Here is a 24,849-nt window from a genome sequence, read left to right on the forward strand (position 1 = left end):
TTTGTCCAATGCAAAAAAAGAGCTTGTCTACATGAGATGACAAGCTCTTCTATCAACATGTTATTTCACAAATCCAAGCAACATTTCACGTAAAAGCTTGCTCGCTGTATTCGCCGTTTGATCAGAGTGATCGTATACAGGCGCTACCTCGACAAGGTCAGCACCAACCACTTGAACATTAGAACCTGCTATCGCATGAATGGATGCAAGTAGCTCCTTTGACGTAATACCGCCAGCATCGACCGTTCCAGTACCAGGCGCATGTGCTGGGTCTAGTACATCAATGTCGATCGTCACATAAACTGGACGGCCTTTCAGCTTTGGCAAAACTTCCTTTAATGGCTCTAGTACTTCAAATTTAGAAATGTGCATGCCCGCTTCTTTTGCCCATTCAAACTCTTCTTTCATACCAGAACGGATACCGAAGGAGAACACATTTTCAGGTCCAATAAGTCCTGCTACTTTACGAATCGGTGTGGAATGAGATAGCGGCTCTCCCTCATATTCCTCACGAAGATCCGTATGTGCATCCATATGGATGATGGCCAAATCAGGGTGTTTTTTATGCATCGCACGGAAAACCGGCCAAGATACAAGATGCTCTCCACCCATTCCTAATGGAAATTTCTCTTTTTCTAAAATACTGTCGATATATGCCTCAATTAAATCTAAGCTTTTTTGTGCGTTCCCAAATGGAAGTGGAATGTCACCTGCATCAAAGAATGGCACCTCATGCAGCTCACGATCTAAATAAGGACTGTATTCCTCTAAACCGATAGATACTTCACGGATGCGGTTCGGGCCAAAACGTGAGCCTGGGCGGTAACTGACCGTCCAATCCATCGGCATACCGTATAAAATGACTTTTGCATCTTCCCATGTCGGCTGACTTCCAATAAACACTTTACCTGAATAAGCCTCGTCGAATCTCACGCAAGATTCCTCCTTTTATGCTCAAAAAATGCGCAAAGAGTCATTTGCGCATTTCCATTTCGCTTCATTTATTTAATTAAGTCGCTCACAAATTTCGGCAGAACGAATGCTGCTTTGTGCAATTCTTTTGTGTAATATTTCGTTTCAACAACAAAGAAGCGGCTGTCTTCCACAGCAAGTGGATCATATTTCTTAGAACCGATTGTAAATGTCCAAAGACCACTTGGATACGTTGGGATATTCGCCGTGTAAAGCTTTGTGATCGGGAAAATTTCCTTTACATCACGCTGTACATTCGTAATCAATTCCGGTGTGAACCAAGGGTTGTCCGTTTGTGCCACGAAGATCCCGTCTTCCTTGAGAGCTTTTGAGATTCCTGCGTAAAATCCTTTAGAGAACAGGTTCACAGCTGGTCCAACTGGCTCAGTCGAATCAACCATGATGACATCATACTCGTTGTCCGCTTCCGCAATGTGCATAAAGCCGTCTCCCACTTTGACATCCACACGAGAATCGTCAAGTTTTCCAGCAATTATAGGAAGGAATTTCTTTGAGTATTCGATCACCTTGCCATCAATATCAACAAGCGTGGCCTTTTTCACACTTGGATGCTTGAGGATTTCACGAATGACACCGCCGTCCCCTCCGCCTACGACAAGTACATTTTCCGGGTTTGGATGAGTAAAAAGAGGAACATGTGCCACCATTTCGTGGTATACAAACTCATCTTTCTCTGATGTCATCACCATGCCGTCTAAAAACAGCATATTGCCAAACTCTCTTGTTTCCACCATTTCTAAATGCTGAAAGTCTGTTTGTTCTGTGTGAAGGGTTTTATTCACCTTCAATGTAATGCCAAAATTCTTCGTTTGCTTCTCTGTATACCAAAGTTCGCTCATTGTTCTCTTCCTCTCATCCAATAATAAACAAACATCTATTATTAGCGCCTTTTAACGGCTATGACGTTATCGATTGTTCAAGAAAAAAGTATAGTGGATTCATATCAAATTGTAAAGAACCGCATCATTTTTCAACGCACACTGATGCGATCGCTTGTTTAAAACGGTTTTCTTTGTTCCATACTGATAAAAAACCGTCAAAATGGGGGCTTTGCATGGACACAATCATGAGTAATAAAAAAATCCGCATGACCGTGAAAACGATTCGAGCCTGCTTTTTTATTGGCTTGCTTGCCTTTCTATTTGCAGGCACTGTTTTTTTGACGATTCTTTTACTTGCAAAGTGGCAAGGTGCCCCTTCTGTTCAAGTTCCCCAATCCACGACCATTTATGCAGCAGATGGCTCAAAACTCGGAGAATCCAGCTTTGGAGAAAAGAGGTATTGGGTTTCATTAAAAGACATGTCTCCGCATATCAGGCAGGCAGTTGTAGCTGTTGAGGATAAAACTTTTTATGACCATCATGGGTTTGATGTGAAACGGATGGCGGGTGCCGCGGTGGCTGATATTCGTGCAATGGCAAAGGTGCAAGGTGCTAGCACAATCACCCAGCAATATGCACGGAATCTATATTTAGATCATGATAAAACGTGGAAGCGGAAGTGGAATGAAGCCTTTTACACGATCCGCTTAGAGCAAAACTATACAAAAGATGAGATTTTAGAAGGATACTTGAACACCATCTATTATGGTCACGGAGCGTACGGTGTGGAAGCCGCTTCCCGTCTTTATTTCGGGAAAAAGGCGAAGAATTTGACACTAGCTGAATCTGCCTTGCTTGCCGGTATACCAAAGGGGCCTTCTCTCTATTCCCCTTATGTCAATCAGGAAAAAGCGGACTCAAGAAAAGCCTTGATCCTAAGGCAAATGAAAGAGGATGGCGTGATTACGAAAAAAGAAGCCGCTGATGCAGCAAAAGAAAAGCTGTCCTATCGTTCGCTGCATCAGAAGCAGCTACAAGCAAAGCAAGCCCCGTATTTTTATGATGATGTGATTAGAGAACTGAAGCAAAACTTGGGCCTAACAGAGGAACAGATCAAAACCTATGGACTTCATATTCAAACCACCTTACATCCTGAATTACAGAAAATCGCAGAGAAGACGCTGAAAAACACGATGAATTCCGACTCAAACATCCAAATTGGATTTACCGCCATCCATCCCCAAACAGGACATGTGCTTGCCCTAGTTGGAGGAAGAGATTATAAGAAAAGTCCATTCAATCGAGTCACACAGGCTAAAAGACAGCCAGGCTCGACAATGAAACCACTTCTCTATTACATGGCCTTGCAAAATGGATTTACACCAGCAACCGTCATGCGCAGTGAGGAAACAGTTTTTAAACTGGATGACCAAGGAAGCGGTGCCAATTATTCACCAAGCAACTATCACGGCTATTACGCCAATGACGGCATTACGATGCTTCAAGCTTTGGCTCTATCTGATAATATTTATGCAGTTAAAACCCATCTGTTTTTAGGAATGGAACAGCTTGTACGTGCCGGCAAGATGTTTGGTATCAACGAGAAACTGGATCAAGTGCCGTCACTTGCGCTAGGGACATCTCCTGTCAAACCAATTGAAATGACCAATGCTTATGCCATGCTTGTCAATGGCGGCAAACGGGTCAAGCCAACCTTTATTACGAAAGTAACGGATGCAAAAGGCAACGTGCTGTTTAAGGAAAAACAAAAACGGGAGCAAGTACTAGATGAAAGAGCAGCTTTTGTCACCACCGATATGATGTCTGGGATGTTCAATGATCAATTAAACGGCTATACAAGTGTCACTGGACGTACCATTATGAAGGAACTTACGCGGACATATGGGGGGAAATCGGGGACGACAGGAGCAGACAGTTGGATGATCGGCTTCTCTCCCCAGCTCGTAACAGGTGTGTGGACCGGCTATGACAAAGGGCGCACCATTGACTCAGTCGAAGAAACCGCCTATGCGAAAAAGATTTGGGCCTCCTTTATGGAATCAGCTCTCTCAAAGAAGCCATCCTCCTCCTTCATGCCGCCAGACGGCGTAAAAGGTGTGTATATCAATCCAAAAACCGGTGATCTTGCAGGTCCAGGATGTGAATCAAAGGTATTCACCTATTTTATAGAAGGAACGGAGCCTACAGGTGTCTGCTATGGTGCTGAGGAAAAGGCATCTGAGCAAGACCCGGCTCAAGATCAACAGCCAAAGAAATGGTGGGAAAAGTGGATGAAACGATGAAGAATAAAAAAAACATGAAAAACCCCGAGATATACATCTCGGGATTCTCCATGTCCTAGCTTTAACACCAGTTTACTCAAAAAACGACTGGAATTGGTAGCCATCCGCCATTCTTCACAAAAATTTCACAATTACTCAGGGACAGCCAATCCTTCTTTCAATTCAGTTGTGGATGCTTCCCATAATGCTTCGTTGTGGCTCTTCAAGAAATCAGCAAGCACCTTTTTCGATCCATCATCCATATGGCTGACAATGATTTTACGCTTCATGGATTTATCCATTAAGTTCACATGCTCTGGAAGCGACTTATACCCGCGGCGAATCGAGCGGTCAACTGTCATTTCACAGGCCGTTACCCCTGCATAATAAGGCCCTTCTTCTCTTCGGTCAATGGTCACCCATACGAGCCAATACGGCTTTCCGTTTGGCACCTCTTCTTTGCTTTTCAAAAATTTAATCCCTTTTTCCACGGCACTTCTTGCATGCATTGCTCCAATATCAATGACAGCTTCCTTTTCCTCTACATCAATGATGACTGGCGAGATGTTATCGAGGCTTAGTGAACCCGCCCCAAAGCCTCCATGTCCATCGGTTGCATCTGTCTTTTTAATAATGTTAAAACCAATTGGTTTCTTTTTTTTACCTTCCATTCATTAGACCTCCTAAAGCAGCGGTTTCAAAATAAAATTAAACCAGTCTATCATTTGATCTCTCATACTGATTAATGGACCAAAAACAAACTGACCAAGCGGCGTAATGACGAATATGAGGAAAATGATCACCCCATATTGTTCAAATTGCGTCATTTTTGCACGAATGCCGGGACTGACGACATCCTCAATAATTCGATACCCATCCAGCGGTGGGAGTGGTAATAGGTTAAATAGGAACAAAATGACGTTCAGGTTAATAAAGATTTGGAAGAAATAATCGACTCCCGGCTCAAAGCCCATGATCCACTCTCCACCAAATTTCTGAAGAAGCACATACACAAAAAAGCCTAAAAATGCTAAAACCAAGTTACTTAAAGGCCCAGCGATGGAGACACAAATCCCTGCTAAGCGTGGGTTCTTAAAGTGGTAACGATTTACCGGTACAGGTCTCGCCCAGCCAAACCCGGCCACAAAGATCAAGATCGTCCCCAATATATCCAGATGCTTTAGTGGATTTAACGTCAATCTGCCTTGATTTTTAGCTGCATCGTAAATGCAACAACAAGCGTAATGGCGACATATGGAATAAGTTCTAATGGATAAACAAGAAATTGGTTCAAAGGCATGAATCCCTCTTTCTTTCTATACAATGATTTACTTCATTCAGTATACTATAAGAAGTCCCTTAAACTAAAGGGAAGCGAAACACTAAAGGAAAAAGGAGGTTTTCGCATTGCCGATTGTCACCGTTCAAATGCTTGAAGGAAGAACAGACGAGCAGAAAAGAGCCCTTGTGGAGAAAGTCACTGATGCCGTTGTCCAAACAACAGGCGCAGAAAAAGTTTCTGTCATTATTGAAGAAATAAAAAAAGAACACTATGCCGTAGCAGGGAAGCGAGTGAGTGACCTGTAAGCATATAAAAAGGACAAACAGAGAGGCGTTTGTCCTTTTGTCTCCTATCTTAACTATACACGCTTTGTTACGGTTGACATCATAATTCATTAAGGAGACAATTCCGCTGCCTTGCGGATCATGCGGCAAGCCAACTAGTTCATTTCCTTCAATTGCTTGATATAAGTAAGGGCAGCTTCAAATTCTTCGTCCGTATAGCGCTGCTTGCTTTTAATGGTGAAGACCTTTTCCTTCACCTCATCTTGAGGCAGGACATCAAAGTATAAAATCGTTGAGACGAGCTCTAGAAAACGAGATGATTGCTCGTTCATCTGCTGCGTCACCACTTTGAGATCAGGCATGTCCACTTCACACTGATCAAGAAATTCTTTCCCATTGTCCGTCAGCGAATAGCGATATTGATAGTATCCGCCCTTTTTTTCCTTCATTTCGTCCAAGAATCCAAGGTTGCACAGCTCTTCAATTCTGAGCGTCAACTCTTCTGAATAGGGGCCATAAAAATGAAAATCGTATTTCTCGTAAAAAGGCAAATCTAACTTTTTTGCAATGTAAATCATTTTTTGCAGCTTCTTCCGTCCAACGATTTCCCCAGATTCAGAGAACACCTTCATCAACTTTGCATGCTCTTTCAACAAATTCCCGACATCTCCTTTTTCAATACTTCCTTATCCCAATTCAAGCAGCTTCATGATCGCCTTCTTTTCTTCAGCTTTTTCCGACATATCTACAATTAAGTCCATCGGGAAATAAAGTTTATGATCGGTTCTTCGTTTACCGGAAATGGCGTCAACAATATCTGACTGTCTCGACAGTTCTTTAATATGACCACTTTGCGTCAAGAGGTGGATCGGCAGCCGCTCTTCTTCTTCCCCTGGTCTGTAGAAGTCATAGGGCAAGTCAGAGGAAGAGTCGACCACTAAATAATAGTCAGGATCAATTCCTGCCTTCTCGAACAAAGCGGTCAGCTTGAAATATTTCGTCATTTCTTCGTTTGGATTAAACTCTGTATAATGGAACAATCGGCGGTTCATAAAACGGCGGCACAAATCAGCCAGCACGTGATCTTCTTCGTCTTCCCACGCCTGAAAATAAAATAAGACAATGGATTCATCCAGTTTAATATAGTCCTCTGTGGTGACATTCCCTTCAAAAATCGAGTAAAAATGAACTGGGGCATGTGTAAACATATAACCAGTTTCATGCAGCTCTTTTGCACGATGTAGAATTTTCGTTAAAATGACTTCCGCACTGCGCGTCACTGGATGGAAATAGACTTGCCAGTACATTTGATAGCGGCTCATAATATAATCCTCTACGGCATGCATCCCGCTTTGCTTCATCACAATTTGGTCTTCTCTCGGACGCATCACACGCAAAATACGTTCCATATCAAAGTGGCCATAGCTGACGCCTGTATAGTAGGCATCACGCTGTAAATAGTCCATTCGGTCGGCATCAATTTGACTTGAGATCAAACTGACCACCTGTTTGTTTTGATAGGTTTTGGCAATGACTTCCGCCACATGCTTTGGAAAATCATCACTGACCCGGCGAAGCACTTCATTTACTTCCGTTTGCCCTAAAATGATATCTGTTGTAAACGATTCATGATCTAAGTGGAAGACCTTTTCAAAGGAATGAGAAAACGGACCATGACCAAGGTCATGAAGCAAGGCTGCACTCAGTACAAGCTCGCGCTCCCCCTCATCCCATTCTGGTCGTCCTTTAAACACATCATCCACAATCCGTCTCACAATCTCGTATACACCGAGTGAATGATTGAATCGGCTGTGTTCTGCCCCATGAAACGTCAAGTAAGTGGTTCCTAGCTGTTTAATTCGTCTAAGGCGCTGAAACTCTCTTGTCCCTATTAAATCCCATATTAATGCGTCCCGTACGTGAACATAACGGTGCACAGGATCTTTAAATACCTTTTCTTCAGATAATTTCCCTTTTGGATACGCCATCGTTTCGTCCCTCTTTTTTAAGACGTGTTTCTATTATATCGGGTAACTTTTCCCGAAAACATCCTTGAATTTGCTGATGAATGTGTTCTCGAAGATTTCACGGACATAAAAAGCCCGACCTGACAGGGACGGACCTCTTTTTAGGTCGACTGAACACATTCAGTGACATTTATTTGACTTTTTTTTGAACCTTTTCGAGTAATTCATCCTCTGTTGGTGCTGATAATGGGCGATTGTTCACAAACGCAAAAGCCTTTTTTCGTCCTGGACCGCAATACGACTGACAGCCAATCTCAATTTTTGCATCAGGGTCAACCGATTTGAGTCGAGGCAATAACGTCTTTAGGTTCGTCGCATCACAATCGTCACATACGCGAAACTCATTAGCCATGGTCTTACGCTTCCTTTCAATGATGAAACTTCATTCTATATGAAACAGTTGGACAACCAAGAGTGAGTAATATACCACCAAACATTGTACATCGAAGTGCCTAGACATGCAAGGCGCATTGTCAGTGCTAATACACGTTTACATAAAAGATCGTATTTTCCACTATCCTTTTAGCAAACTTGTATAAACCTTCTTTAACTTGGCTAATCTAATACCATCAAATCATTTGGGGGTTTAAACACATGTCAAAACAAAGACAAGATGCTTGGTCTGAGGAAAATGATCTCCTTCTGGCAGAAACCGTCTTACGTCATGTCAGAGAGGGCAGCACACAGCTAAATGCGTTTGAAGAAGTAGGAGACAAGCTGAACCGCACCTCAGCGGCATGCGGATTTAGATGGAATGCTGTCGTAAGGCATCAATATGAAAAAGCGTTGGCACTTGCCAAAAAACAGCGAAAACAACGAATGCGCACACTCGGCAATGGTCAGCCTGCAAAAAAACGCTTACTCTATCAGCCGCAAGTAGAGGAAACGATCACACAGGAATTCTCTCAAGAGCTGGAACCAGCGAAAGAAGAAACATTTGCACCAGCAGTTGAAACAGCAGAACAGCTCCAATTTGTTGATCAAAACTACAATGAAGAGTTAGCTAGTTTATCACATTTATTGTCACAGGCTTCTCACGTCACAGAGAAAATGCCAGAAACCAACCCATTTAGGCAGCGTCAGGAATTAACGATCGAAGATATCATTGATTTCTTACGCCGCTATGAAGGTGATGGACATCAATCCTCTGCCTTACGTATGGAAAACAGCCGGTTAAAACGAGAAAACAACGAACTTTCACATAAAGTCTCGCAGCTAGAAGCGGAAGTGAAAAAGCTTGAAAAGGATCAGCTCACGATTCAAGAAGATTATGAAACACTTGTCAAAATCATGAATCGTGCGAGAAAACTAGTCTTGTTTGAGGATGACGACAATGCCGCGCCAACCTTTAAAATGGACCGAAACGGCAACCTTGAAAAAATGGCAGAATAACAAAAAGTGCTCCCCACTTACGGGAAGCACTTTTTTAAATATCCAAAAATAGCATCACACTAAAAAGGACATTAATCAAAAACACGAACATAAAAATATATCTGACCTGTCTCACCTGAAAATCACCAAAGATAAAAATATAAAGACCTGCGATGCCAAGTGTCAGTACAGGCTGAAGAAACGGCACTAAAAGTGAAATGCCGTAGCCGGCTCCTATGATCACAGAAAGCCAAAGTAAATAGAGGTAACTGCCGTTTTTGGATTTCACCGGAATCCTTCCTTTCTATTAAACCATATCATTTCCACAATGTATCTAACTGATTTGAATAAAAATCAATGGCCTTTCGATAACTTAAAATATTAGGATCTTTTGTTGTTTCAGTTAAACAGTTCAGTAATACCTCCATCGCTTCGCTATGTTCATTCAAATTATACAAAGTCATGGCATAGAATGTTTGAATGGCTTTGTTTTTCGGATAAGCTTCCATAGCGTTTAGGAATATCTGTTTTGACTTTTCATATTCTCCTAAGGTTCTGTATGTACTTCCTAACCCTATTAAAGCGTCTTCTAGTTCTTCTGAAGACAACCCTAACTCGATTGCCTTTTCATAAAAAAAGACAGCTTGTTTTTCCTCTCCTAACAAGTCATAACTCCAGGCACATTGATAGTAAAGGGAGGCATGGTCTGGATACTCTTCCACAAGATGAGTGAGCATTTCATTTGATTCTTGAAGGTGTCCACTTTTTCGAAGTTCAATGGCTTTCACAAGCTTTGTTTCCATTACTTCACCTCTCAATTTTTTCAAAATTGAAGTACCTATGTGTTTTATCAAAACACCTTCTCATTCCGCTCAATCATCCGCGTCATGTTTTTCTCAAATTCAAGCTGCTCTTCTACGGTGAGGCCTGACGCTGTCAGTTGATCACTCAGCTTTTGAAGCTCTTCTAGTAAAAGACGCATCAGAAGCGTACAATCAATTGGTTCTCCTATTAATTCTGATAGGGATGCCATCGTATCAGGCTGTATATCAGGAAATACCGCCTTGACCTCTTGTCGTTTATCCTTTAAGGCAGCATCATAAAAACGGCGAATCAAATCTGCTCGTTCTCGTCCACTTCCATCTGCACACAAATAGATTTGCACAGCGACTCCTCCGCGTAATCTACGCTGAGATATGCCTGCAAATTTCTTTCCATTAATGCTTAAATCGTAGCTTCCTGGACAGTAAGAGCCAACAATTTCATAGGCTTCGATCTTCACTTCATACTTCGCCAGCATTCGTCGGATCAGCGCCACCATTGCATCATACCCTCGGTCGATATCAATACCCTTCTTTTGTTCCGCAAAGATTAACGACACATTCAGTACACCTTCATCCAGCACCACAGCAAGACCACCTGAATTGCGCACAATCACACGATACCCCTCTTCCTCAAGCAGCTTCACGCCATATTGAAGGAATGGAAGCCTTGTATCCTGAATACCAAGAACAATCGTATTGTGATGCACCCAAGAACGGGCTGTCGCTGGTGAAAGCCCCTTCCCCACCGATGCACAAAGCGTATCATCCATGGCAAAGGATTGCTTTGGATCCACATAAGGACCTAGACTTGACTGATCGATGATTCGCCATTTCGACTGTGTCAGTAACTCAATAGGTTCATTTTTCATCTCCTGCATATCCTCTCGTTCATAAACTGTGTTTATTATACCATGGAAGGAACATGGGATGAATGGGAGGGAAATCATGTTCAGGTTCAATTAATGAGCAGGTTGGGGATTTGAGGTAAATTGATCATTTTTGGGAGTCTCCTAAATAGATGCTCTGTTTTGAATGTTTGCTTTATCTGTAGAAATAACTAGATGGGTCACTCCGCACTTATATTTCCATTTATGTACTCCTCGTAATACTATAGTTGAATGATTATAAAATAAACGTTGAAAGGCTTTTAACCAATCAATGGATTTCGATATCAAGATAATTCAAAGTCATTAAATCTTAACCGAAAGCCTCTTACAGAATATGGATCGATCCATAGTTCATGGCCCATTAATTTTTTAACTCCTTTTATTGTATTAGAATCTATTTTACTCTCTGTATTAGTAGTAACACATTCTTCCCATGATCAATCTTAAAAACATTTTCCAACCTTCGCTATTTTGATGATTGAGATAATAGAGGCTTTGGATAGGGCTTGGTCTGTTCTCCAAATATCGTCATACGAATTCAACAAATATACAAAAAAAGCTAGCTTTGCGTAAAAACGAAGCTAGCTTTTTTTGATTGTCATATTATAGTGCTTGAGCCGCCGTGATCAGCGCAAGGTTATAAACGTCTTCGGCATTACAGCCTCTGGAAAGATCGTTTACTGGTTGGTTTAAGCCTTGTAGAATTGGACCTACAGCTTCAAAGTTACCTAAGCGCTGTGCAATTTTGTAGCCAATGTTTCCAGCTTCGAGGCTAGGGAAAACAAATACGCTAGCGTCCCCTTTGATGACGGAGTCTGGTGCTTTCTTCGCTGCAACTGAAGGAACGAAAGCTGCATCAAATTGGAATTCTCCATCAAGTACAAGCTCAGGTGCCTTTTCTTTTGCAATGCGAACCGCTTCAGATACTTTTTCTGTTTCGTCTGATTTTGCTGAGCCTTTTGTTGAGAAGCTAAGCATGGCCACACGTGGTCTAATATCAAACATTTTCGCTGTATTTGCACTTTCGATCGCAATTTCAGCTAGATCTTGGCTGTCTGGTGCAATGTTGATCGCACAATCAGCAAATACATACTGCTCTTCTCCGCGAGCCATAATGAAGACGCCAGAAGTTTTCTTTACGCCTTCTTTTGTTTTAATGATTTGAAGTGCTGGACGCACTGTGTCAGCAGTTGAGTGTGCTGCACCGCTCACAAGTCCGTCTGCAAGACCTTTATACACAAGCATTGTACCGAAATAGTTTTCATCTAGTAATGCTTTTCTTGCTTGCTCTTCTGTTGCTTTTCCTTTACGTCTTTCTACGAAAGCTTGTACAAGCTCTTCAAAACCTTCATATGTATGAGGATCATACACGTCAACACCTTCAAGTGTAAGACCTAATTCTTTTGCTTTGGCTTCAACTTCTTGTTTCTTGCCTAGAACAATCGGCTGTAATACTTTGCCATCTACTAGTTTTTGAACGGCTGTTAAAATGCGTTCGTCCATTCCCTCAGGAAAAACGATCTTAACTCCTTTACCTGCAACCTTTTCCTGAACTGTTGAAAAAATATCTGCCACTTCAATTACCCTCCTTGATTTTACAAAAAAGCGTTCTCTTTTAAGCATACTCTTCTTCTACATAAATTCAAACTACCAACTTACATTATAGCGCTTACAATTTAAATTCTTATTTTTCAAACTAATTCAATCAATTTTGATAAAAACGGTTGTCTTCGTCAAGTTTTGATCACATCTCCATTTGGACAAACTATGTTATAGTTGGAACAGATGGAAAACTGTAAATAGGAGTGAAAGAAATGAGCGAACAACATAAAACAAATGAAGCAGCTCAAACACTAGACGGCTGGTATGCGCTGCATGATTTTAGAACGATTGACTGGACAGCTTGGAAGCTGCTGACAAGCGATGAGCGTCAAGCCATTATTCATGAGTTTACAGCTCTACTAGAAAAATGGAAGATAGTTGAGCACGATAAGGCTGGAAGCCAAACAATCTATAGTATTGTGGGCCAAAAAGCAGATATTATGCTCATGATTTTACGTCCAACAATAGAAGAACTGGGTGAAATTGAACTTGAATTCAACAAGTCACGACTAGCAGAGTTCACAATTCCAGCGTATTCGTTCGTTTCAGTTGTTGAATTAAGCAACTACTTAGCAGGGGAAGGCGGCGGGGATCCTTACGAAAACCCACATGTACGTGCGCGTCTATACCCAGAGCTCCCTTCTTCTAAATACGTGTGCTTCTATCCAATGGATAAAAGACGTTCTGGCAATGACAACTGGTACATGCTCTCAATGGACGAACGTAAATCCCTTATGAGAAGCCACAGCTTAATTGGCCGAAGCTATGCTGGGAAAGTCAAACAGATCATTACAGGTTCAGTCGGTTTCGATGATTATGAGTGGGGCGTCACCCTTTTCTCTGACGATGTTCTTCAATTTAAAAAACTGGTTTATGAAATGCGCTTTGATGAAGTTAGTGCACGTTACGGCGAATTTGGTTCCTTCTTTGTTGGAAACCGATTAGCAAACGAGCAGCTAGCGTCTTATTTCCATGTTTGATAAACTCTTAAGGCTTCGGATCTCTCCGAAGTCTTTTTATGTATTTGTTTAGAAAGGTGTTCTCATCATGAAAAACTCCCCATCGCTATTTTTGCATTAAGGCTAGGTGCATTTTCGAAACGATCTCCATGTATCCATCTCTGCCTCAAAGGTAGCTGATTACTGGATGCGTCTTTGCGGCGGGATCGGTATTCAAAGGAACACCTTAAACATCGACCTGATCGGCAAGCTTTATGGCGATTGCCTTTCACATCCCTTTTCTTTTGATTTTCATAAATATACATAAAATGGCACATACAGAATGTATCTCAACAAAAAGACCTTTCTCCTGCGAAAGGCCTCTCTTCTTATTTAAACGTCGTTTCCCAATCAAATCCGATCGCCTCATCATTCCAAGCGATTCTTTTTTCATCTGGGTTTTTCGTATCGTAGGATTCTGTTGTAAAATAAACAATTTGCAGAGGCGTCTCGCCTAGTACACGATAACCATGTGCGACCCCCTTTGGAATAAGGAGCAACATCGGATTGTCTTCTCCCATATAATACACATCGGTTTGACCCTTTGTGGGAGAACCCTCCCTCAAATCGTATAAAACGACCTGGGCATGACCTGCTGGGAAGAACCAAACGTCATCTTGTTTTTCATGGTAATGAAAGGCTTTGATCACTCCTGGAAAGCTTTTCGACCACGACGCCTGCCCAAAGCGTTTCAGCATCGGTTCGTCATCTCGAATGAGCTCTGCAAAAAAGCCGCGATCATCACAATGCTTCATTAGTTTTTTCGTTTGCACACCATCAATCATGCTGATGCCATCTCCCTTCTTTTTGCAAATATTCGTGAAGTGCATCCTTCCAATGTCTTGGCTGCCAGCCTGTGGCTTCAATCGCTTCAAGGTCTAAAACAGAATAGGCTGGACGAGGTGTTTGGAATCCGTACTCTTCCGTGGAAATCGGCTCAATGGTGGTAGACAGGCCGCTCTTTGCAACAATTTCTGACGCAAACTCAAACCAGGAACAGCTCTCTCGGTTACTGACGTGATAGATACCCGCCTTCTGATCAAACAAATGAATCAAGGCCTCCACTGCATCCTTTGTATAAGTAGGAGATCCTATTTGATCATTTACGATGCGCACATGATCCTTCGTTTCAGCTAGCCGAAGAATGGTATTAACAAAGTTGTGTCCCTCATGTCCATAGAGCCACGATATACGGATGATTTTCACTTCGTCTGACACAAGATGAATCAATTCCTCGCCGAGCTTTTTACTCTTTCCATAAATGGTTTGGGGATCCGCTTGTGCATCGACCTGATAAGGGGCATTCGCTTGCCCATCAAACACATAATCTGTACTAACATGTAACACATCTGCCCCTGCGTGTTTTGCTTCTAGCGCTGTATAATAAGCACCAATGCCATTCACAAGATAGGCCTTTTCAATTTCTGTTTCGCATTGATCAACAGATGTGTATGCTGCCGCACTGACCACAATATCAGGCCTGAAGTGTCTCATCGCGTGTCTGACTGCTTGTTGATCTGCGATATTGAGCATGCTCCTTGTTAAAGCAATGACGGTGATATCTTTTTCCTTGAGCTGTTTGCTCAATTCTTTCCCTAATTGGCCGCCTGCACCGGTAATTAAAACTTTCATCGGTCACCCTTCTTCGCTCTGATCATATTTGGCACGATACCACTTGATCGTTTTTTCGATACCTTCTTCAAATGAAGTCGCCTGGACCCAGCCAAGCTCTCCTTTTAGTTTACCGGCATCAATGGCGTACCGTCTGTCATGCCCTTTTCGATCTTGAACAAACGCAATTTGGTCATGGCTGATGCCGAGATGTGTGAGAATGGTTTTGGTTAAATCAAGATTCGATTTCTCGTTGCCACCGCCAATATTGTAAATCTGCCCAGATTTACCATTTTCTACTACCTGCTTCACAGCTCTTACATGATCCTCTACATATAGCCAATCGCGAATCTGCTGGCCGTCTCCATAAATCGGGATCTTTTCTCCATTGATCGCTTTTTTGATAATGGTAGGTATTAATTTTTCTTCATGCTGATAGGGGCCGTAGTTGTTGCTGCATCGAGTAATCATGGCGGGTAATTGGTGGGTGTGGATATAAGATTTCACAAGCATGTCTGAACTCGCCTTACTTGCTGAATAAGGGTTATTCGGTGAAAGTGGTGTTTGTTCTGTGAAAGCAGGATCATCCATCTCCAAATCTCCATATACTTCATCTGTTGAAATATGAATGAGTTTTTTCGCCTTTCCCTTTAAGACAGCTTCTAGCATACGATAGGTACCGAGAACGTTTGTTTGAATAAAGGGCTCTGCCGATTCAATACTGCGATCGACATGCGACTCTGCTGCAAAATGAATGATGGCATCATAGGCTTCATCAAATACTTGATCCAGCTCATGCTGTAGGGTGATATCCCCTTGAATAAAACGAAAATGAGAAAACTTTGATAATTCATCCATTTCCTCTGGATGACTGGCATACGTTAATTTATCAAATACGGTGAGCCGGGCATCCGATTCCTGAAGTAGCAGTTTCACAAAATTCAGTCCAATAAATCCTGCTCCGCCTGTTATTAAATAAGACTTCGTCATACGTACCCCTCTTTTTTCTTCATCGTTTCAAACATTTTCGTAGATGCTTGGTGGAGAGATTCATGTGTTCCTGCATCAATCCACCACCCTTTTAACATATCATAGGTCAGTTGGCTGTTTGAGATATAGAGATTATTCACGTCTGTAATCTCTAATTCCCCTCGATCTGACGGCGAGATTTTCTCAATATATTGAAAGACTTCTTGATCATAAAAGTAGATGCCAGTGACGCAATAGGATGAACGCGGATGCTTTGGCTTTTCTTGTATTGATAAAATCCGGTGGTGTGCGGAATCAATTTCTGCAATGCCAAACCTCTTCGGGTCTGCCACTTCTGTTAAAAGTACCTTGGCTCCGCCTTCTTGCTGCTGAAAGGCTTCGACAAAAGGGCTTAACGAATCCTCAAATACATTATCACCAAGCATGAGCACAAACTTCTTCCCTTCTACAAAGGGCTTTGCATAGGATAACCCATCCGAAATACCAGAAGCCTCTGGCTGTACTTGATACACAATGTTCATCCCAAGTTCCTGATCACCTTCAAGCAATTTTTGAAACATCGGGACTTGTTCTTCCTGTGAAATTAGCATCACATCTAAAATACCCGCTTCCTTCAATTTGAACAATGACCAATAAATCATCGGGTATGGTCCAACCGGCAATAAATGTTTGTTGAAAATTTTCGTTAATGGTGCTAGTCTTGATCCCTTTCCTCCTGCTAAAATAACTCCCTTCACATCTACACATCCTTATGTTCTTTTTGGTGATGATTCATGAGGTGTATAAGAATGTTTTTCACTCGCTCGGTTCCTTTTCCATCAATGAGTGTCCGTCCATTGAGATGGATGCTCCTGCGGAGGAAGTAGCTTTCGGACAACCTTTGAACCGCACGCAATAGATCTTTTTCATCTACATGGTCGCCTAATCCAAGGTGATGACAGGCTCCCTTTTGCGCAAAACTGCTCGCTGTAACTGCTTGGTGGTCTACTTGCGTGAGTACAATACTGGGCACCCCAATACAAACTGCCTCATATAACGTCATGCCACCTGCCACAATGGCCAAATCAGCTTCCGATAGACGAACAGGTAATTGATCTGTATGGCGAATGAATTGAATATGCTCAGCCTCTACTTGCTCTTTGATGTGAGAGGCTTTTCCTGTAACCGCTAGAATCTGTAAATGATTTTCTTGGAGAAGTGCTGATACAGCCTTTGATAACAATCCACTCGGATCACTGCCCCCAAGACTGATGACCACCTTTTTGCATTCTTTTCGAACCTCATAAGTGTCTTTTAATCGGCCAATCTCGTGATCTAACAATAAATAAGGTGTTCCATAAAAATATTCCGTCCCATTTACTTGCATGTGCTTCCCGTCCAGACCTCCATAGATACCGTTGACGACAGCATCCGCAAGCTCACCGGCTTCATCTCTTTTTTCCTCGAATAAGACCAGTCTTGAGCCGCAGGAATCCTTGATCGTTTGAAGGAACTGCAGGTCACAATCAAGAACATCAATCAGAAGAAGATCTGGTTTCAGCTCTTTCATGTCTTGCTGCAATTGAATGACCGCATTCGATTCCTGCAACATGTGGACGTGCCACTCTGGATGGGAAAGCATTTCTACACAAATCTGCTCATTTGTATAGAAAAATAGGTCGTTCCCTTCCTGAAGTAGCTCCCTTGCTAACCGTTTCATTCTGACGACATGCCCCATCCCTCTTAAAAAACCACCATAGACAACAATCATGATTTTTTTGTTCATTCAGCATCCTTCTGTCTCACAAATTGATTCAAACGAACAATGTCTCGATCCTGTTCACAGATGGATATGAGCTCAGCCGTTGGCACAGCAATGGAACCGCCAGCTTTCTCAAGTAAACGGATAGCAAACACGTAATCTTCTTCTGTATCAATCGTGAATCGATAAGCAGGATATGCAAGTTCTTTGGGCGGTGTGATTAATTGAAGGTGAAATTGCTCCGGATGCTTTCTGATATACAGAGTGACATGCTCACGCTCCTGATGCGTGAGGGGAAATGTGTCGATTTTACTTAAAATAGGTGCGTCAATCATTTCCCCGGAAATACCTAGTGGTGTTCCGTTCGTATAGGTGTAATCAGCCTTCTCCTGTCTATGTTTTTCAAGCATTTTCGACAAAAGTGGAGGATCTATAAATGGATTATCTCCCGTTAAACGTACAATAGTTTGTGGTTCAAACTGGCGGACAATTTGCGTAAATCGTTGCAACACATCCGTCTCACTGCCTCGAAACACCTTATAGCCCTTTGATAGACAATAATGAGCCAAAAAGTCATCTTCTGCCTCGACAGTTGTGGCGATCATGAGGTTTTGCGTTTTGTGATTGTAATCATCTGATTGCTTTACCCGCTCAACAATCAAGTCGATCAGCGCCATGCCGCCGATCGGCTTCATCACCTTTTTTGGAAGTCTTGTTGAACCCATCCTAGCCTGGATGACAAAGAGCACATCATTGATCATCTTGGGACTCCTGTGCGAGCACATCTTTCCACGAAACGCCTGTATGGGCTGGAATGTCTCTCATAGCCTTTGCACCAAGTAAAATCGCCATATAACGGGGGTGAAGACCTTGGCTTTTTTGCCCTGGACGTAGCACGGCTAGATTTTCTGAAGTAAAGGTCTCGCCCTTTGCAATGCCTTTTGTCGTAAATATCCCTCGATACGCAAACTCTCGAATCTGACCTTCAATGGCAGTTGTCGTTTTATAAGAACTGCCAAGGATCTCCTCTGGCAAAGATTGAACATCTGCTTCTGTTTGATTCCGCTGCTTTTCTGCTGCTCGAATGTGGTGAACCATTTCCTTCAATTGTTCAGGATCAAGTGCAAAGGAATGATCGGCTCCAGGTAACGTTTTATCGATTGTAAAATGCTTTTCAATCATCGCTGCACCAAGCTTCACAGCGGCAACAGGCGCTTCAGTTGGATGCTCACTATGATCGGAAAAGCCAATGACTGCCTCGGGAAAAGCTGAGGTTAAGGTTTGAAGGACACGAAGGTTCGTGTATGCTCTAGGCGCTGGATACTTTGCCACACAATGCATGATAGCGACTTGCTTATTTTGCTGGTTCGTTATGGTCTCATATGCTTCATGAACATCAGCAATGGTCGCCCCAGCTGTTGAAAAAATGATCGGCTTTTGAAATGAAGCGGTGTGACGCAAAAGGGGCAAATGATTAATTTCATAGGATGCCAATTTAAAAGCAGGAGGATCGGTTTGATTCAATAGATCCGCAGATTCTTCGTCACACACTGTGCTTAAAAAAATCAGTCCCTTTTCCTTACATCTCGTTAATAAGGTCGGCAGCCATTCTGGCGGCAGCTCCATTTGTTCCACTAAAGAAAAAATGGACACCTCTTCTCCTTTTGCCGTTTCGTATAAGCCCGGTTCCTTTTGATACATTCGATCAGCTTGAAACATTTGAAATTTTACCGCATCGGCACCTGATTCTTTCGCCACATCAATTAAAGCAAGCGCCTGATCCAGCTTTCCATCATGGTTAATGCCTGCCTCTGCAATGATAAAGACAGGCGCACCACCCCCCACTTTGCGATCTCCAATATAGAAATGCGCCATCTTACCTCTCTCCTTTTTTCGGCCATACATGGTAATACAAAAAGGCATTTGTTGTCCTAAAGCCCATCTTTTCATACAGCTGAATGGCTGTCGTGTTATGCAACTGGGTCCCGGCAGAAATGAAATGATGCCCTCTGTCATGAGAGACCTTCATCATCTCAATAAACAGATTTTTCCCAATCCCTTTTCTTTGTACATCTGGTCTAATCGCAAAAAGCTCAAGCGCCATCTCATTGCCCTTTGTCATCCCTTGAATCAAGCCAACCACTTCATTGTTCAGCTTTGCCACGAGATTGATATCTGCGCGTCCAAGTAAATTATTTCTCATCCATTCCTGGTAGAAATGCTGAACGACCCTTTGGTCTAAATATGGGTCAAGTGCATAGCGGCTTTTCACAAAAGCCTGATGACCAAGTAACACCGCTTCATCGTATTCCTTTTCATTTGGCAGACTCATCACCACATCTTGACCTGTTAATGGCATCTCTATTTGAGCAGGCGGTGCCTCAAGCCGCGTGAGACCGCCGACATAGTACACATGTGATAGCTTTTGGATAATACGGTTTTTTTCAAGATCAGCCGCTTCAAGACGTAAAAAGAAGAAATCACATTTTTCGGTTCTCATCCAATTGATGAATCGCTCCATCAATTCTTTAAAAGCAGATGCCGACTCAGCTTCCACGAGCTTCACATGAAAAATGTGCTGGTTGAAAATTCCACTCTCCCATTTTGACCACTCGTATAACAGCACCGCTTTGAGCTGGGCACCGCTGACAAGGGCAAATTGCTTGAAGCCTTCCATGTGTTTTGCCTGATGATCATATTTCTCCAGCCAAGCGGCAAGCACCTGATCGTCTATTGCATGAATAACCTTCATGAAGATACCTTCTTATCTTTTAGAATAGACAACACTGCGGTGATGACATCCTGCACGTCTTCATCTGTCATACTTGGATAAAGCGGGAGTGAGAGAGTACGTTCGTAATAAGTGAGTGATTCAGGGAAATCCTCTGGTGAATAGCTATAGGTTTGTTGATAGTATGGATGCAAATGAACAGGAATAAAGTGAACACTCGTGCCGATTTTATATTCCTTTTGTAGCTGATCGATCATGTCATCACGTGTGATGAATGCTTCTTCTGGATCAACTTGCAGCACATACAAATGCCACGCATGTCTTCCCTCTTGGTGGACAGGCGGCAAGATCAGCCCTGCTTCTTTTTGAAAAGCCGCATTGTATGTCTGCGCAATCTGTTCTCTGCAGGTCTGCATGTCATCCAGCCGGCTTAACTGAACGAGCCCTAACGATGCCTGCACGTCAAACATGTTCATTTTATAGCCAGGTTCCTCGACCTCGTAGTACCACGTTCCCTTTTCTCCATAACGATTCCACGCTCCCTTGCTCATCCCGTGGAGCGCTAGTCTTCTGATTCGAGCTGCAAGTGCATCATCATTTGTCGTCAGCATGCCGCCTTCTCCAGTCGCTATGTTTTTCGTTGCATAAAAACTAAAGGCGGTCGCATCACCAATCGATCCAATGGGTTGATCGTGATACGTCGTATAGAGGGCATGGGCGGCATCCTCCAGCACAAACAAATCATACTTTTTGGCAATCGCTAAAATCCTGTCCATGTCGCATGATTGACCAGCAAAATGAACAGGTACAATCGCTTTTGTATGTGGTGTGATGGCCGCTTCCAATTTCTCTGCATCCAGATTGAGTGTCGCTGGATCAATATCCACAAAAATAGGCGCTGCCCCCGTATGGATGATCGTATTAGCTGTTGCGCAGAACGTCAGGGGCGTTGTAATTACCTCATCACCATTCCCAATACCTCTCGCCTTTAACGCTAAAAATAGAGCAGCTGTACATGAATTGACAGCTATTGCGTGTTTTGCACCTGTCAGCTGCCTAAATTCTTCTTCAAACTGTCTTACTTTTGGTCCGGTTGAGAGCCAGCCGGACTTTAATGTTCCAATGACTTCATCAATTTCTTCCTGTTCAATCAAAGGCAGTGCATAAGGAAGAAATTGTGCTCTCTTTTGTCCCATATTGTTTGCACACTCCTATCTTCATCTCTGAAAATCCACACCAGTTTTTGTTTTGAGCAGAGAAAGCAGAACATCGGTCGATCGCGCATGCGGATAATTTTCTTTAATGAAATGAGCCCCTTGCTGTTTTGCCAGCTTCATCTCTTGTTCATCAGGCAAAATACGGATCGCTTTTTCAGCCAGTTCAACAGGGTTTTCCATATAATAGCTGCCAAGCGACTCGTAATAAGGGTATCTTCTGCCTTCTGGCATTTTCCCAATCAGCACACTTTTTTCAAAAAGCATCGCTTCAAGACCGACTGTTGATGTGAGCGTAATGACCATATCCATATATGGCAGTAGGTCATACAAATCGATTTCTTTTTTAATCAATCTCACATGGTTCCCCGTCCGCTCAATGGCCACGTATACATTTAAGCGGTTTCGAGCCATTTCCCACGGATGCGGCTTCATGATCAGCTGAATATCTTTTCGTTTCGCAATCGTTTCAAGGACATTTCCATAAAAGTCCTCTGAAAACGGCTGCGTTGCCACAAGCACGGTCTTTTTAGCTGGACTGAAGTTCAATTTACGAAAGACCATTTCCTGTTGAAGCGGCGTTCGATCCTGCACCAAATCAAATCTAGGATGACCTGTAATCTCCACCTGTTCAGGCTTACAGCCTTTGTCTTCATACCAGTCCTTTTCATACTTTCCAAACACTCCGTGGCAGGTGGTGAAAATCGGCAAAAAGGCTTCGTCTCCCATGAGCACACCGTGCTGAAGACAGATACTGATGAGTTGACGTTTCACTGTTTGTAAAGCGAGCACGCGGCTATAAACATCCTCTGTCGTACCAACAATGACCGCTGCAATAGGCTGCAAATGGAACAGCGTCTCTGTCTCGTCAATCACATCAATAAATTGCACAATGTCCTTCCGAAGTTTTTCTCTAAAAAAGACATTGCCAAAGACAGGGTGCTGTCCGTAAGGTTTCAGTAGAGCATTTGCTTTTTCAATATATTCAGCATGGGCTTCTTTATTAACCTCTCCGGCTAATTCCGGCTTGCTGATGACTGGTAATCCGAAATAATCAGCCTTTTTCCAACGAGCGAGCACCACCGTTTTGTTCGGGTGAAACCGTGTATAATTGTGCTCAGCAAAACGCAAGTGTTCAAAGTGAAGCAAGACCTTTCCATTATTCGGACGATAAGCGATACGCTTGATTTGTTGTTTCTGTTGATCAAAAAATGGCTGAATCTCTTGCGGCAGCGGACAAGCGGTTGTCAGTTCTTGACCAAATGCTTCATCTTCCATGCGTTCTCTCACTTCAGGGCTGATGTATTGATAAAAGTTACTGATCAACCCAAGAGGAATTTGGCGATAGGACAAATCCTTCATTAAATTCACATACTCAAAATACACCTGCCAATAATGATGAATATAGTGCGACACTTAAGGTCACCTCCTATGTCTTTGTTTTAATATATGGCGAAGCTCCCAGCAGGTAGACTGCAGAGGAAGTGCTTGAATAAAGTCATTTTTCTCTTCTTCTGCCAACTGATAATGAATTGACTGTTCTGTGATGTAATTTGTATCTAACACTTCATTAAAGGGGTAGAACGGATAAAAGTGATTTAATCTAAAAAAGAACCGAGCATCCCCTATTCGATAAAAGTGCGGACTCTCGTCCCAGTAGGAACCAAATTCATCGTGAATTTTTGATAAAATGGACGAACGATGAACGACCGAGCAGTGATCAATGGCACAGGGTGCATTCCATTGCACTGTTTGCGCAGGTCGAATCGTTTCCTTCACTGGCTCTTTTTTGCTATTTAAATAGATCACTTTTGAACCAGAATAGACAATATCTTCATTCAGGCGGGCATCTAAATAATTTGTGAGCTTCTCTAAACGGTACGGTGCATAGACATTGTCATCGGTGGCATAGGAAATATACTCTCCCTTCGCCATTTCTAATGCTTGATTAATGAGCACGGCATAGCGAGTTTTAACTGTTCTCTCCTCCAGCGTTTTGACACCGCTTTGGATAAAATGGACGCGCGGATCTTTGCGAAAAGGCTTAATTGCAGCCAGGGTTTTTTCGTTTGATCCATCATCCATGATAAAAAGTTCAAGGTCTGACAAAGTCTGTTGCAGCACCGATTCAATCGATCTGCCAACGTAAGCCGCCTTGTTGTAGCTCGTCATAATGACAGTTACTTTTGTCAAAGTTTTCACCTCGGTCTCTTCAAACTATGGTTATCATATGTGTCTTCTCTTAAAGAGACTGTAGAGTGACCTATTTTTTATAAAATTGTATTCTTTTAATGATCTATCTTTGAAAAACGTGAAATTTTTGGTAATATAAGTAATCATTTGTGTGTATTAAAGGAGTAAAGAACATTGGAAGCTATGAAGAATGATTTATCCCAAAAAGAGGAAGTAACAGGATTTTTTCGATTTTTTAAAATTTTTGTCGCGACAAAAACGATTATTCGCTCATATCAACAATCCTCTATTCCGATTTGGCTGATGATGCTCCTTGCGAGTATCGCTGGTACGAGCTGGATGTATGAAGGGTATTTTAGTGAGTATATGGGCAATCATATTCCATTTCCTTTTATTCTGTTACATGGTGCGGGTTATGGTATTTTAGTAGGCAATCTCATTTTATTTTTCGGTGCACTCATTTTACAGTGGTTAGAACGGCTCTTTTTTGGCAGTAAAACGGCGTATCGAGATGTGCTCAAAGCTTGCACGCTGACAGTCTTTTTCCCTTCCGCTTTATTTGCTCTTACTTGGATTTTCACTGTTGGTATGCTTGGTCCGTATACATTTGTTAAAATCTCACCTTATTTAGATCAGTATTATGAAGTATGGTATTATCTCGATCTTTTGACACTGACTGAAACATATGCAAAGACATGGATATTCGGAATGGCTGTGTTAGGCATTGTTGCTGTAATGAAGCTAAGAGTATGGCAAGCCTTCATGATCGTCATCACACCGTTGGCCGCGTTTTTTATAATCATGTCACTTGTATTTGATGTCCAGCGGGCTATGAACTGGATGATGTAAAAGAACTGCTCCAAGCAGTTCCCAGACCGTAGACAAACCCCACCTTTACTTCAAGTAAAAGTGGGGTTTTCACTTATTTTGATAAAATTTATCAGTTGTCTTACGCTGGACATGGTCCTTTCCATGTCCAGTTTGCTAGCTTTTTGAGA

The 24,849-nt window shown here is 42.4% G+C and carries 26 protein-coding genes and 1 pseudogene; 5 read left to right on the forward strand and 22 right to left on the reverse strand.

The window, feature by feature from the left end; genetic code table 11:
- Positions 1-60 precede the first annotated feature (60 nt).
- Together speB and speE are read right to left on the reverse strand one after the other, a co-directional pair.
- The gene (gene speB / locus WAX46_RS09970; RefSeq protein ID WP_226566738.1) at positions 61-933 is read right to left on the reverse strand and encodes an agmatinase; all 873 of its coding nucleotides are present in this window, start codon (positions 931-933) and stop codon (positions 61-63) included.
- Between the two features lie 68 nt (positions 934-1,001).
- A complete protein-coding gene (speE, locus tag WAX46_RS09975; RefSeq protein ID WP_336493803.1) occupies positions 1,002-1,832 on the reverse strand; it encodes a spermidine synthase in 831 nt (276 codons plus the stop codon).
- A 215-nt stretch (positions 1,833-2,047) separates the two neighbouring features.
- Here speE and WAX46_RS09980 point away from each other — a divergent pair, with 215 nt between their 5' ends.
- The gene (locus WAX46_RS09980) at positions 2,048-4,117 is read left to right on the forward strand and encodes a transglycosylase domain-containing protein (RefSeq protein WP_336493804.1); all 2,070 of its coding nucleotides are present in this window, start codon (positions 2,048-2,050) and stop codon (positions 4,115-4,117) included.
- A gap of 131 nt (positions 4,118-4,248) precedes the next feature.
- Here WAX46_RS09980 and WAX46_RS09985 read toward each other — a convergent pair whose 3' ends face one another.
- Positions 4,249-4,767: a YwhD family protein gene (locus WAX46_RS09985; protein ID WP_226566741.1), complete on the reverse strand. Its 519-nt coding sequence runs from the start codon at positions 4,765-4,767 to the stop codon at positions 4,249-4,251.
- 12 nt (positions 4,768-4,779) lie between these two features.
- Positions 4,780-5,396, reverse strand: a pseudogene (locus WAX46_RS09990) (site-2 protease family protein).
- A 107-nt stretch (positions 5,397-5,503) separates the two neighbouring features.
- Between WAX46_RS09990 and WAX46_RS09995 the strand changes: the two are divergent.
- Positions 5,504-5,683, forward strand: a complete 180-nt coding sequence (locus WAX46_RS09995) for a 2-hydroxymuconate tautomerase (protein WP_226566743.1) — start codon at positions 5,504-5,506, stop codon at positions 5,681-5,683.
- A gap of 134 nt (positions 5,684-5,817) precedes the next feature.
- Here the strand turns inward: WAX46_RS09995 and WAX46_RS10000 are convergent, their stop codons facing one another.
- The 3 genes from WAX46_RS10000 to WAX46_RS10010 all read right to left on the reverse strand — a co-directional run bounded on the left by WAX46_RS10000 (position 5,818) and on the right by WAX46_RS10010 (position 8,041).
- A complete protein-coding gene (locus WAX46_RS10000; protein ID WP_226566744.1) occupies positions 5,818-6,318 on the reverse strand; it encodes a YwgA family protein in 501 nt (166 codons plus the stop codon).
- A 30-nt stretch (positions 6,319-6,348) separates the two neighbouring features.
- Positions 6,349-7,650 carry an HD domain-containing protein gene (locus WAX46_RS10005; protein WP_226566745.1) on the reverse strand — a complete coding sequence of 434 codons (1,302 nt, stop codon included), beginning with the start codon at positions 7,648-7,650 and terminating at the stop codon, positions 6,349-6,351.
- A 169-nt stretch (positions 7,651-7,819) separates the two neighbouring features.
- Positions 7,820-8,041, reverse strand: coding sequence for a DUF1450 domain-containing protein (locus WAX46_RS10010; protein WP_003215259.1), 222 nt, complete (start codon positions 8,039-8,041; stop codon positions 7,820-7,822).
- A 242-nt stretch (positions 8,042-8,283) separates the two neighbouring features.
- Between WAX46_RS10010 and WAX46_RS10015 the strand changes: the two genes are divergently transcribed.
- The gene (locus WAX46_RS10015) at positions 8,284-9,081 is read left to right on the forward strand and encodes an RsfA family transcriptional regulator (RefSeq protein ID WP_336493809.1); all 798 of its coding nucleotides are present in this window, start codon (positions 8,284-8,286) and stop codon (positions 9,079-9,081) included.
- A gap of 34 nt (positions 9,082-9,115) precedes the next feature.
- Here WAX46_RS10015 and WAX46_RS10020 read toward each other — a convergent pair whose 3' ends face one another.
- The 4 genes from WAX46_RS10020 to pta all read right to left on the reverse strand — a co-directional run bounded on the left by WAX46_RS10020 (position 9,116) and on the right by pta (position 12,346).
- Positions 9,116-9,349, reverse strand: coding sequence for a DUF5970 family protein (locus WAX46_RS10020; RefSeq protein ID WP_226566747.1), 234 nt, complete (start codon positions 9,347-9,349; stop codon positions 9,116-9,118).
- Between the two features lie 28 nt (positions 9,350-9,377).
- The gene (locus WAX46_RS10025) at positions 9,378-9,863 is read right to left on the reverse strand and encodes a tetratricopeptide repeat protein (protein WP_226566748.1); all 486 of its coding nucleotides are present in this window, start codon (positions 9,861-9,863) and stop codon (positions 9,378-9,380) included.
- A gap of 47 nt (positions 9,864-9,910) precedes the next feature.
- Complete coding sequence (locus tag WAX46_RS10030) at positions 9,911-10,753, reverse strand: lipoate--protein ligase family protein (protein ID WP_226566749.1); 843 nt, start codon at positions 10,751-10,753, stop codon at positions 9,911-9,913.
- 621 nt (positions 10,754-11,374) lie between these two features.
- Complete coding sequence (gene pta / locus WAX46_RS10035) at positions 11,375-12,346, reverse strand: phosphate acetyltransferase (protein WP_336493812.1); 972 nt, start codon at positions 12,344-12,346, stop codon at positions 11,375-11,377.
- A gap of 239 nt (positions 12,347-12,585) precedes the next feature.
- Between pta and hemQ the strand changes: the two genes are divergently transcribed.
- The gene (gene hemQ / locus WAX46_RS10040; protein WP_226566751.1) at positions 12,586-13,353 is read left to right on the forward strand and encodes a hydrogen peroxide-dependent heme synthase; all 768 of its coding nucleotides are present in this window, start codon (positions 12,586-12,588) and stop codon (positions 13,351-13,353) included.
- 347 nt (positions 13,354-13,700) lie between these two features.
- Here hemQ and WAX46_RS10045 read toward each other — a convergent pair whose 3' ends face one another.
- From WAX46_RS10045 to WAX46_RS10095, 11 genes are read right to left on the reverse strand one after another with little or no spacing between them, the layout of a single operon-like run.
- On the reverse strand, positions 13,701-14,156 hold the full coding sequence (locus tag WAX46_RS10045) for a dTDP-4-dehydrorhamnose 3,5-epimerase family protein (RefSeq protein ID WP_226566752.1): 456 nt from the start codon (positions 14,154-14,156) through the stop codon (positions 13,701-13,703).
- The gene (gene rfbD, locus WAX46_RS10050; protein ID WP_226566753.1) at positions 14,149-15,003 is read right to left on the reverse strand and encodes a dTDP-4-dehydrorhamnose reductase; all 855 of its coding nucleotides are present in this window, start codon (positions 15,001-15,003) and stop codon (positions 14,149-14,151) included. The genes WAX46_RS10045 and rfbD overlap by 8 nt, the downstream gene beginning before the upstream one ends.
- A gap of 3 nt (positions 15,004-15,006) precedes the next feature.
- Positions 15,007-15,972: a dTDP-glucose 4,6-dehydratase gene (gene rfbB, locus WAX46_RS10055; protein ID WP_226566754.1), complete on the reverse strand. Its 966-nt coding sequence runs from the start codon at positions 15,970-15,972 to the stop codon at positions 15,007-15,009.
- Positions 15,969-16,709, reverse strand: coding sequence for a sugar phosphate nucleotidyltransferase (locus tag WAX46_RS10060; RefSeq protein WP_226566755.1), 741 nt, complete (start codon positions 16,707-16,709; stop codon positions 15,969-15,971). Before WAX46_RS10060 ends, rfbB begins: the two co-directional genes overlap by 4 nt.
- Positions 16,710-16,711: 2 nt before the next feature.
- Positions 16,712-17,737 carry a PseG/SpsG family protein gene (locus WAX46_RS10065; RefSeq protein ID WP_226566756.1) on the reverse strand — a complete coding sequence of 342 codons (1,026 nt, stop codon included), beginning with the start codon at positions 17,735-17,737 and terminating at the stop codon, positions 16,712-16,714.
- Positions 17,734-18,474 carry a glycosyltransferase family protein gene (locus WAX46_RS10070; protein ID WP_336493813.1) on the reverse strand — a complete coding sequence of 247 codons (741 nt, stop codon included), beginning with the start codon at positions 18,472-18,474 and terminating at the stop codon, positions 17,734-17,736. The genes WAX46_RS10065 and WAX46_RS10070 overlap by 4 nt, the downstream gene beginning before the upstream one ends.
- Complete coding sequence (locus tag WAX46_RS10075) at positions 18,464-19,588, reverse strand: N-acetylneuraminate synthase family protein (protein WP_226566758.1); 1,125 nt, start codon at positions 19,586-19,588, stop codon at positions 18,464-18,466. Before WAX46_RS10075 ends, WAX46_RS10070 begins: the two co-directional genes overlap by 11 nt.
- Before the next feature lies 1 nt (position 19,589).
- The gene (locus WAX46_RS10080; RefSeq protein WP_226566759.1) at positions 19,590-20,465 is read right to left on the reverse strand and encodes a GNAT family N-acetyltransferase; all 876 of its coding nucleotides are present in this window, start codon (positions 20,463-20,465) and stop codon (positions 19,590-19,592) included.
- Positions 20,462-21,640: a DegT/DnrJ/EryC1/StrS family aminotransferase gene (locus WAX46_RS10085; RefSeq protein ID WP_226566760.1), complete on the reverse strand. Its 1,179-nt coding sequence runs from the start codon at positions 21,638-21,640 to the stop codon at positions 20,462-20,464. The genes WAX46_RS10080 and WAX46_RS10085 overlap by 4 nt, the downstream gene beginning before the upstream one ends.
- A 21-nt stretch (positions 21,641-21,661) precedes the next feature.
- Positions 21,662-23,074 carry a capsular polysaccharide export protein, LipB/KpsS family gene (locus WAX46_RS10090; RefSeq protein ID WP_336493815.1) on the reverse strand — a complete coding sequence of 471 codons (1,413 nt, stop codon included), beginning with the start codon at positions 23,072-23,074 and terminating at the stop codon, positions 21,662-21,664.
- A 6-nt stretch (positions 23,075-23,080) separates the two neighbouring features.
- The gene (locus WAX46_RS10095) at positions 23,081-23,851 is read right to left on the reverse strand and encodes a glycosyltransferase family 2 protein (protein ID WP_226566762.1); all 771 of its coding nucleotides are present in this window, start codon (positions 23,849-23,851) and stop codon (positions 23,081-23,083) included.
- A gap of 174 nt (positions 23,852-24,025) precedes the next feature.
- Here WAX46_RS10095 and WAX46_RS10100 point away from each other — a divergent pair, with 174 nt between their 5' ends.
- Positions 24,026-24,700 carry a YIP1 family protein gene (locus WAX46_RS10100; RefSeq protein WP_336493817.1) on the forward strand — a complete coding sequence of 225 codons (675 nt, stop codon included), beginning with the start codon at positions 24,026-24,028 and terminating at the stop codon, positions 24,698-24,700.
- Positions 24,701-24,849 lie beyond the last annotated feature (149 nt).

Origin of the sequence: Bacillus sp. FJAT-53060 (assembly GCF_037104745.1) — a bacterium.
In the GTDB taxonomy this organism is placed as follows: Bacteria; Bacillota; Bacilli; order Bacillales; family Bacillaceae; genus Bacillus; species Bacillus stratosphericus_B.